7 protein-coding genes are annotated in these 9023 nt (G+C 71.1%); 4 read left to right on the forward strand and 3 right to left on the reverse strand.

Annotation, left to right across the window (positions count from 1 at the left end):
* Positions 1–136 precede the first annotated feature (136 nt).
* The 3 genes from ACPYOG_RS17610 to ACPYOG_RS17620 all read left to right on the forward strand — a co-directional run bounded on the left by ACPYOG_RS17610 (position 137) and on the right by ACPYOG_RS17620 (position 2166).
* Entirely contained in the window at positions 137–1030 is an 894-nt protein-coding gene (locus ACPYOG_RS17610; protein ID WP_481295454.1) for an aminodeoxychorismate lyase, read from the forward strand.
* A gap of 127 nt (positions 1031–1157) precedes the next feature.
* Entirely contained in the window at positions 1158–1493 is a 336-nt protein-coding gene (locus ACPYOG_RS17615) for a hypothetical protein (protein ID WP_481295455.1), read from the forward strand.
* A gap of 13 nt (positions 1494–1506) precedes the next feature.
* Positions 1507–2166 carry a dihydrofolate reductase family protein gene (locus ACPYOG_RS17620; protein WP_481295456.1) on the forward strand — a complete coding sequence of 220 codons (660 nt, stop codon included), beginning with the start codon at positions 1507–1509 and terminating at the stop codon, positions 2164–2166.
* A gap of 168 nt (positions 2167–2334) precedes the next feature.
* Here ACPYOG_RS17620 and ACPYOG_RS17625 read toward each other — a convergent pair whose 3' ends face one another.
* The 3 genes from ACPYOG_RS17625 to ACPYOG_RS17635 all read right to left on the reverse strand — a co-directional run bounded on the left by ACPYOG_RS17625 (position 2335) and on the right by ACPYOG_RS17635 (position 6428).
* Positions 2335–4200 carry a thioredoxin domain-containing protein gene (locus ACPYOG_RS17625; protein ID WP_481295457.1) on the reverse strand — a complete coding sequence of 622 codons (1866 nt, stop codon included), beginning with the start codon at positions 4198–4200 and terminating at the stop codon, positions 2335–2337.
* A 233-nt stretch (positions 4201–4433) separates the two neighbouring features.
* Positions 4434–4844, reverse strand: a complete 411-nt coding sequence (locus ACPYOG_RS17630) for a hypothetical protein (RefSeq protein WP_481295458.1) — start codon at positions 4842–4844, stop codon at positions 4434–4436.
* Between the two features lie 9 nt (positions 4845–4853).
* Complete coding sequence (locus tag ACPYOG_RS17635) at positions 4854–6428, reverse strand: long-chain-fatty-acid--CoA ligase (protein ID WP_481295459.1); 1575 nt, start codon at positions 6426–6428, stop codon at positions 4854–4856.
* Positions 6429–6636: 208 nt separating this feature from the next.
* On the opposite strand from ACPYOG_RS17635, the gene hrpA reads away from it, so the two are divergent.
* Positions 6637–9023, forward strand: a 2387-nt coding sequence (gene hrpA / locus ACPYOG_RS17640; RefSeq protein WP_481295460.1) for an ATP-dependent RNA helicase HrpA, incomplete at its 3' end; no start/stop codon positions are given.

Consider the following 9023-nt stretch of genomic DNA (forward strand, 5'->3'; position numbering starts at 1 on the left):
TCCGTCGTCGGCAGCGTCAGATGTGTATAAGAGACAGCGCACAGACTGCACGCGAATCGCCGCGCGAGCGTGCAGTCTTCGCGGACTCGATAGTGGGGGGTGAGCCGGGAGGGATGCGCGCGGCAGAATGGGACGCATGACGCGCGCGACTCTCCTCACCATCACCACACCGTCCGGGATGCCGGAGTCCAGCGATCCCGGATATGTGGTGGCCGACTTCGACGCGCCGCAGGTGCGCATCACCGACCTGGCGGTCACCCGCGGCGACGGCGTCTTCGAGACGATCGCCGTCATCCACGGCCATCCGCAGGCGCTGGAGCCGCACCTCGCGCGGCTCGCCCACTCCGCCGCCCTCCTCGACCTGCCGGTCCCCGCGGTCGACGTGTGGCGCGAGGCGGTGCGTGCGGGCGTCGCGGACTACCTGACCCGCAACGGCGGCGGCGACGCCGAGCTGTTCGCCAAGCTGATCTACACGCGCGGGGTGGAGGGTTCCGGGTTCCCGAGCGGCTGGCTGTTCGTCGACCAGGGCGAGGACTTCTCGCTGGCCCGCCGCGGCATCCGCGTCGTCACGCTGGACCGCGGCTACCGGCACGACGTCGCCGAGACCTCGCCGTGGCTGCTGGCTGGCGCCAAGACGCTGTCCTACGCCATCAACCGGGCGGCGCAACGCGAGGCCGGCCGCCGCGGAGCCGACGACGTGCTGTTCGTGAGCAGCGACGGCTTCGCCCTCGAGGGGCCGACCTCGAACGTGGTGACACTGACCGACGGCGTCGTCCGGACCCCGAACACCGACCAGGGCATCCTCGCCGGAACCACCCAGGCCGCCGTGTTCGCGTTCTTCGAGCAGCGCGGCCTCCGCACCGAGTTCGCGGCGCTGACTCTCGAGGATGTCGTCGCCGCCGACGCCCTCTGGCTGGTCTCCAGCGTCCGGCAGGCGGCACCGATCACGCACCTCGACGGACGGGAGTACCCGGTGGATGCGGCGCTCACCGCAGACCTGAACGCCTTCCTGCTCGCTCGGACGGAGTAGGCAGACACCTCGTTTCACCCCGATTGGCGACCGTCGGCAGCACCCCCTAGGCTGAATCCACTGCGCGGGCGAAGGAGCCGCGCACAGGGCGCTGGAGCGTCCACGACCCCGGGGAAGGGAGGGCGAGATGACCGAGCACGTGCCGCGGAGCATCGAGCTGCTCCGCCAGCAGGCGCGTGACGAACTGTCGGCCATCATCGAGCACCGCTGCCGCGCGGGCGAAGACCCGTGGCACTTCATCCCGGAGCTCCCCAGCGTCGACGAGCAGGTCGTGATCGGTCTCCGCGCCGGCGCGATCGAGGCGTTCGACCTCGAAGAGGAACGGTCGCGGGCGCACCATCCCTCGGCCGGCCGCGAGGTGTTCACGCGTTTCGAATTCGGCGTGCTGCGGCGGATCGCCCTCGAGCATCCCGAACTCAGCGAAGCGGTCTGGGGGATGCTCGACAAGGTGGAGCGGGCCTGACTAGCCTTCCGTCATGGGAATCGTCACGGCGGACATCGCCATCTCGCTCGACGGCTTCGCCGCCGGTCCGAACCAGTCGCTGGAGAAGCCGATGGGCGAGGGCGTCGACCAGCGGCTGCACACCTGGATGTTCGAGCACGCCGACGCGCACACCGCCGAGATCGATGCCATCACCCAGGCCGGCGCGTACGTCATGGGCCGGAACATGTTCGGCCCGGTCCGCCACGACTGGCCCGGTCCGGACCAAGCGCTGGGAGACTGGATCGGCTGGTGGGGCGACGAACCGCCCTACCATGCGCCCGTCTTCGTGCTCACCCATTACGCCCGGGAGCCGCTGGAGCTGACCGGGACCACGTTCACCTTCGTCACCGACGGCATCCACTCGGCGGTGGAGCAGGCCCGCGCGGCCGCCGGGGACGCCGATGTGGCGATCGCGGGCGGTGCGGAGACGCTCAACCAGGCGCTCTGGGCGGGGATCGTCGACGAACTGCGGCTGCACATCGTCCCCCTCACGCTCGGCGCAGGTGAGCGCGTCTTCGACCGCGTCCCGCCCCTCAGCCTGGAACTGCTCCGCGAGCGGGTCACCCCCGAAGTCGCCCACCTCACCTACCGGGTCCTGCGCCCCGGCCGTGACGGGTCCCGCGTGACGCCGCACCCGGGTGCACATTCGTGACGAATGCCGGCCTCAGCCGCGTGTACGTGCACATTCGTGACGAATGCCGGCCGCAGCCGCGTGTAAGTGCACATTCGTGACGAATGCCGGCCCCAGCCGCGTGTAAGTGCACATTCGTGACGAATGCCGCCCAGCTGACGTGCCGCGCGCCGACGGACGCCGAAGGACTCAGTAACTGCCGGCCTCGAGCGCGGCGGGGTCGGTGACCGGGAGGCGGCAGACGAAGTCGCGGCAGAGGTAGGCGGTCGGCAGCCCGTCGCGGGAGGTGCGGCCCTCGAACAGCTCGAAACCGTCCGCGGCGAGCGCCGCCGCATCCTCCTCCGTGACGAGAGCGACGAGCGGCGCGGGATGCCGGCGTGCGGCACGCAGGAGCCCGACGGCGCCTGCGCCGACGCTCGCCGGGCGCACCACCACGAGCTGCTCCGCCTCGCCGGCGAGCCGCGACATCAGGGCGAGGGACGCGCCGAACGCACTGGGCGACTGCGTCGCCTGCCCGGCTACCAGCCGCATGCCCTCGCGGGCCGCGCGCTCGTACCTCCGCTCGCCGGTCATCAGGTAGAGCGTGTGCGCTGCGGTCGCCGTCGCACTCAGCCCTGAGGGATACGCGCCCTCGCTGGGATCGACCCGCACGGCCAGGCCCGTCGCGGCGAGCACCGGGTCACCCCCGCCCGGCGCGTCGAACGGGCAGGAACCCTCGCCCGCCGCATCCAGGCACAGGTCCACCAGGTCGCGCGCGGCCACCGCATAGCCCGGCCCGCCGCCGGCGAGGGCCAGCTCGAGCAGTCCTCCGGCCAGGCCGCCGTAGTCCTCCAAGGTCGCCGCTGCCGCGCTCACCCGGCCCGCGAGCGACGCACGCACCAGCATCCCGTCGGCGCGACGGTGCCGGGCCAGCAGGACGTCCGCCGCCTCGGCCGCCGCCGCAATCCACGCCGAACGGTCCAGGATGCGTCCGGCGCGGGCCAGCGCGCCGATCGCGAAGCCGTTCCAGCCGGTCAGCACCTTGGCATCCACCGGCGGAGGCTCCAGAGCGACCCGCTGCGATGCCGGCTGCCGGTAGTAGGCGCCCTCGACGCGGGCTCCGTCGATGATGCTCTCCGAATCCTGAGCGGAGGCGAACCCGCCGGACGGCTGCCGCAGGACGCCGAGCAGGAGCCCCGCGATGCCGTCGGCCGTTCGCTCCGCCCACCCGTCGCGGCCCTGCTGCCACGCGGTCGCGTACGCGTCGAGGAGCAGCGCGTTGTCGTACAGCATCCGCTCGTAGTGGGGATCGCTCCAGTCGCGCCGGGTGGCGTAGCGGAAGAACCCGCCGTCGACCGGGTCGCGCAGCGGGGAGTCCGCCATCCGCTTGAGGGTGCGGAGCGCGAGCTCCCGTCCGGCAGGACGCGTGAGGAGGAAGCCGAGCACCGGGGCGACTGGGAACTTCGGTGCGGTGCCGAAGCCGCCGTAGAGGCCGTCCTCGGCCTGCGCGAGACGCTCGACCGCGCCGTCCAGCGCGTGGCCGTCGGGCAGCTCGGCGACCGCCGTGGCCGACCGGGCGGCGGCCGCCATCGCCTCGCCCACGTGGGCCGCATCCGACTCGACGTTCGCCCGCCGGTTCTCCCAGGCGTCCCAGACGGCATCCAGCACCTGCCGGAACGACGCCCGGCCGCCGACCGGCTCCGGTGGGAAGTACGTCCCGGCGAAGAACGCCGTGCCCGACGGTGTGGCGAACACCGTCAGCGGCCAGCCCAGGTTGTCGGTGAATGCGCTCGCCGCGGCGAGGTAGGCCGCATCCACTTCGGGATGCTCCTCCCGGTCGACCTTGATCGCGACGAATCGCGCGTTCAGCTCGGCTGCGGTGGCGGGGTCGCTGAAGCTCTCGCGCGCCATGACGTGACACCAATGGCAGGTGGCGTACCCGATCGAGACCAGGACGGGTACGTCGCGCCGCCGCGCCTCGGCGAAGGCCTCCGCGCCCCATGGGAACCAGTCCACCGGGTTGTCCGCGTGCCCGCGAAGGTAGGGACTGATCGCATCCGCGAGCCGATTCGCCATGGCCTCACCCTACGACCGCGTCCCTCCCACCGGGAGCGGTCGGCCGGGAGCGGTCGGCCGGGAGCGTTCGGCCGGGAGCGGTCTGGCCCACCGCGACTGCGGCGGTTTGTAACGTTTGCGGCTGCTCGCCGCGCCGCATATGTTCCGAACCGCCGCAGACAGTCGCGCGGCGGCCGCAGCAGGAGGCTCAGCCGGCGCGAGCAGACAGTCGCGCGGCGGCTGACGCACGCGGCTCAGCCCGGCGCATCCATCCCGTGCAGGCGCACCGACGAGTGCAGGTAGAACAGGGCGAGCGCCCCGTACGTCAGGCAGGCCACCGCCGGCACGAACGCATCCTCCGGCTTGCTCGCGAGCGCACCGACACACGAGATGAACGCGCCGACCCCGAGCGCTCCGCCGATCCAATAGCCTGCGGCCGGCCTCGCGGTCGCGCGCCACCACGGCCGCGGGTCGACCCGGTTCTCCCCTGCGCCGCGGAACGTGCGGACACCCACGAGCACGTACGCGATGTTGAGAGCGGCGACGATGACGAGGTCGAGGGTCGGGTTGACCAGGCGCGCGATGAGGAAGACGTTCAGCGCCAGGATGAGCGCGAAGACGCCGACGATGTAGCTGATCTTCCCCGCGATGGTCGTGATCCTCACGCAACGAGCTTAACGGGGACCGGCCACTCCCTCCCCTTCGAAGTGCGCCACCAGCTCGCGCTTCAGCACCTTGCCGCTCGGGCCGAGCGGCAGCGCCTCCAGGATCTCGACCCGCCGCGGGAACTTGTACGCCGCCACCCGCTCCTGCGCGAAGGCGACCAGTTCCTCCGGCTCCGCCGCGCTCCCGGGCATGAGCGTGACCGCCGCCATGATCTCCTGCCCGTGCGTCTCGTGCGCGACGCCGAACACCGCCACCATCGCGACAGCGGGATGCGTCGACAGCACCTCCTCGACCTCACGCGGGTACACGTTGTAGCCGTTGCGGACGATCATGTCCTTCTTGCGGTCCACAATGGTGATGTAGTCGTCGTCGCTCTTCGTTCCGAGATCGCCGGTGCGGAACCAGCCGTCGACCACCGCCTCCGCGTTCGCCTCCGGGAGGTTCAGGTACCCCTTCATCAGGTTGTGGCCGCGAATGACGATCTCGCCGAGCTCGCCACGCGGCAGGAGCTCGATCCGGTCGTCGAGCTCCGGGTCCGCGATCTCCACCTCCACGCCCCAGATCGGCGTCCCCACGGTCCCGACCCGCGTCGGCAGGCCGCGGTGGTTGAAGGACGCGACGGGCGAGGTCTCGGTGAGGCCGTATCCCTCGTGGACGTCGATGCCGTAGACCTCCTTCATCCGTTCGATCACCGCGACCGGGATGGCCGCCCCGCCGCTCATCCCGTAGCGCAACGGCGGCCGGTCCGGGTTGGATTTGGCCGCCTCCAGAAGCGCGATGTACATCGTCGGCACGCCCGTCATGATCGTGCAGGCGTGCTCGTTGAGCAACTGCAGCGCGGTCGCTCCGTCGAACTTCGGCACCAGCACCACAGCGGCGCCCGCGCGGAACCCCATGTTCATGACGCAGGTCTGGCCGAAGGTGTGGAACAGCGGAAGGCAGCCCAGGATGCGGTCGGCTGGCGTGAGATCGAGTGTCCCCTGCAGCAGCACGTTCACCTGCTCGACCAGCGAGAAGTGGCATCCCTCCGCACCCTTCGGCCTGCCCGTGGTGCCGCTCGTGTACAGGATGGTCGCGGTGTCGAACGGGTCGCGCGGCACGTACGTCTCGATCGCTTCGGCGGCGGCGGCCAGCTCCTCCAGGCGCGGGAAGGGCAGCTGCTCGACCAGTTCGTCCGGGACGAGCACGGAGATCGTCGGGATGCCGGCGAGCCCCGCACCCCGGGCGCCCTCGGCGAGCAGCGGCGCGGCGCAGATCAGCAGCTCGGATCCGGAGTCCCCGAGCACGTAGGCGATCTCCTCCGCCTTCAGCAGCGCATGCACCGGGACCACCACGGCGCCGAGGGCGAGGACGGCGTAGTAGGCGCGCGGGAAGTCGGGGACGTTCGGCACCATCAGCGCGACCTTGTCGCCCGGTCCGACCCCGAGCTCGCGCAACGCTCCCGCGTAGCGCCGGGTCTGCTCCCAGAGTTCGTCGTAGCGGATCTCGCGCCCGCCGAAGATCAGCGCGACGTTGTCCGGCATGCGGCGGGCGGTCTCCGCCAGGATGCTCGCGACCGACATGGTCGCATAGCCGTGACTCATGGTTCTCCTCGTCTCCTTCGACGCCGAGCCGGCCGCGGATCCCGTCCGTATCCGGTTGAGGAGAACCTACGTCAGGCGGGGTCGCGCGGCAACGCCCCCGGGTGGGGTGCGCCGGGGCGGCCCCGCCGTCCGGTGCGGCGCCCGGCGCGGCGCCCGGCCCGCCGCCGGCCCGCCGCCCGCCGCGGCGCCCGGGTAGACTGGAGGGCTCATGTCGACCGCCGCGACCCTCCCCCGCATCCACTTCCCGCCCGAGCTGCCCGTCAGCCGGATGCGGGAGGAGATCGCGCACGCCATCCGCGACAACCAGGTCGTGATCGTGGCCGGCGCGACCGGATCGGGCAAGACCACCCAGCTGCCCAAGATCGCGCTGGAGCTGGGGCGCACGAGCATCGGCCACACCCAGCCGCGGCGCATCGCGGCGCGGACGATCGCGGAGCGCATCGCGGAGGAGGTCGGCCAGTCGGTCGGCGAGCTCGTCGGCTATCAGGTGCGTTTCACCGACAAGGTCTCGCGGGCCACCCGCATCAAGCTGATGACCGACGGCATCCTGCTCAACGAGCTCCGGCGCGACCGGCTCCTGCGGGCCTACGACACGATCATCATCGACGAGGCGCACGAGCGCAGCCTCAACATCGACTTCCTGCTGGGATACCTCAAGCAGCTCTTGCCGCAGCGTCCCGACCTCAAGCTCATCATCACCTCCGCGACCATCGACCCGGAGAGCTTCGCCCGCCACTTCGCGGCGGCGGACGGCTCACCCGCGCCGATCGTCGAGGTCTCCGGCCGCACCTATCCCGTCGAGATCCGCTACCGCCCGCTGGTCGCGGAAGCGCTCGAGGACGGAACGGACGACGCGGACGATCCGGACCCCATCCCGTCCGCCGACCGCGACTACCTGCAGGGCATCAACGACGCCCTCGACGAGCTGGCCCGGGAGGCGTCCGGCGACGTGCTCGTGTTCCTCTCCGGCGAGAACGAGATCCGGGATGCGGCCGACGCGATCCGTGGCCGCAATCTGCCCGGAACCGAAGTGCTCCCGCTCTACGGCCGGCTCTCGGCCGCCGAGCAGCACCGCGTCTTCCAGGCGTCGACCACGCCCGGAATCCGGCGCCGGGTGGTGCTCGCCACGAACGTCGCCGAGACCAGCCTCACCGTGCCCGGCATCAAGTACGTCGTGGATGCGGGGACCGCCCGGATCAGCCGCTACAGCACGCGCGCCAAGGTGCAGCGGCTCCCCATCGAGGCGATCTCGCAGGCGAGCGCCAATCAGCGTTCCGGTCGGTCCGGACGCACCAGCGACGGGATCGCCATCCGGCTCTACTCGGAAGAGGACTTCGAGAAGCGGCCGGAGTTCACCGAGCCGGAGATCCTCCGCACGAACCTGGCCGCGGTCATCCTGCAGATGATCTCCCTCGGCCTCGGCGACATCGCCGCGTTCCCGTTCCTCACCCCGCCGGATTCGCGCGGGATCAAGGACGGCCTCGACCTGCTGACCGAGCTCGGCGCGATCAGCAGCGCGAAGAGCGGCCCGAAGAACAGCGCGGCGAACGACGCGAAGAGCGCCACGGCGAACGGCGCGGACACCAGGCTCACACCCGTCGGCCGCCAGCTCGCCCAGCTGCCGATCGACCCCCGCTTCGCGCGGATGGTGGTCGAATCCAAGCGGCACAGCACCTCCCGCGAGGTGATGGCGATCGTCGCCGGGCTGACCATCCAGGATCCGCGCGAGCGTCCGGTCGAGAAACGCGGCAGCGCCGACGAGAAGCACGCGCGCTTCGCCGATCCCAGCAGCGACTTCCTCACTCTGCTGAACCTCTGGAACTATCTGGAGGAGCAGCAGAAGGAGCTCTCGTCCAGCGCGTTCCGGCGGCTGTGCAAGGCCGAGTACCTCAACTTCCTCCGGGTGCGCGAGTGGCAGGACGTGTACCGGCAGCTGCGTCAGCTGGCCAAGCCGCTCGGGCTCACCATCGGCGAGCCGTCGGTGAACCCGGACGGCATCCACCGCTCGCTGCTCGCCGGCCTGCTGTCGCACATCGGGCTGAAGGATCTGCGCGAGTCCCCCACCGGATCCAAGAACTCCGCTCACGGGAGCGCCCGCGGCCCGCGCTCGTCGGAGTACCTCGGCGCACGCCAGACCCGCTTCGTGATCTTCCCCGGATCCACCCTCGCGAAGAAGCAGCCCAACGCGGTGATGAGCGCGGAGCTCGTGGAGACCTCCCGCCTGTTCGCCCGCATGAACGCCGCCATCGACCCCGCCTGGGCCGAGCCCATCGCCGGCGACCTCTGCAAGCGGCAGTACAGCGAGCCGCACTGGGAGAAGGGCCAGGGATCCGTCGTCGCGTACGAGCGCGTCACCCTGTTCGGCGTGCCGATCATCCCGCGCCGCCGGGTGCAGTATGCGCGGATCGACGCCGAGCTCTCGCGGGAGCTGTTCATCCGGCACGCCCTGGTCGACGGGGAGTGGGACTCGCACCAGGCGTTCGACCGTGCCAACCGGAAGCTGCGCGCCGAGCTGCGCGAACTGGAGGAGCGGACCCGGCGGCGCGACATCCTGAACGACGACGAAGCCGTCTTCGAGTTCTACGACAAGCGCAT

The sequence above is a fragment of the Leifsonia sp. HAY1-4F genome, from assembly GCF_056755275.1.

Coding starts and splice junctions, on each gene's coding strand:
- ACPYOG_RS17620 (WP_481295456.1), top strand. CDS start 1,507: ATGGGAATCGTCACGGCGGACATCGCCATCTCGCTCGACGGCTTCGCC.
- ACPYOG_RS17610 (WP_481295454.1), top strand. CDS start 137: ATGACGCGCGCGACTCTCCTCACCATCACCACACCGTCCGGGATGCCG.
- ACPYOG_RS17625 (WP_481295457.1), bottom strand. CDS start 4,200: ATGGCGAATCGGCTCGCGGATGCGATCAGTCCCTACCTTCGCGGGCAC.
- ACPYOG_RS17615 (WP_481295455.1), top strand. CDS start 1,158: ATGACCGAGCACGTGCCGCGGAGCATCGAGCTGCTCCGCCAGCAGGCG.
- ACPYOG_RS17635 (WP_481295459.1), bottom strand. CDS start 6,428: ATGAGTCACGGCTATGCGACCATGTCGGTCGCGAGCATCCTGGCGGAG.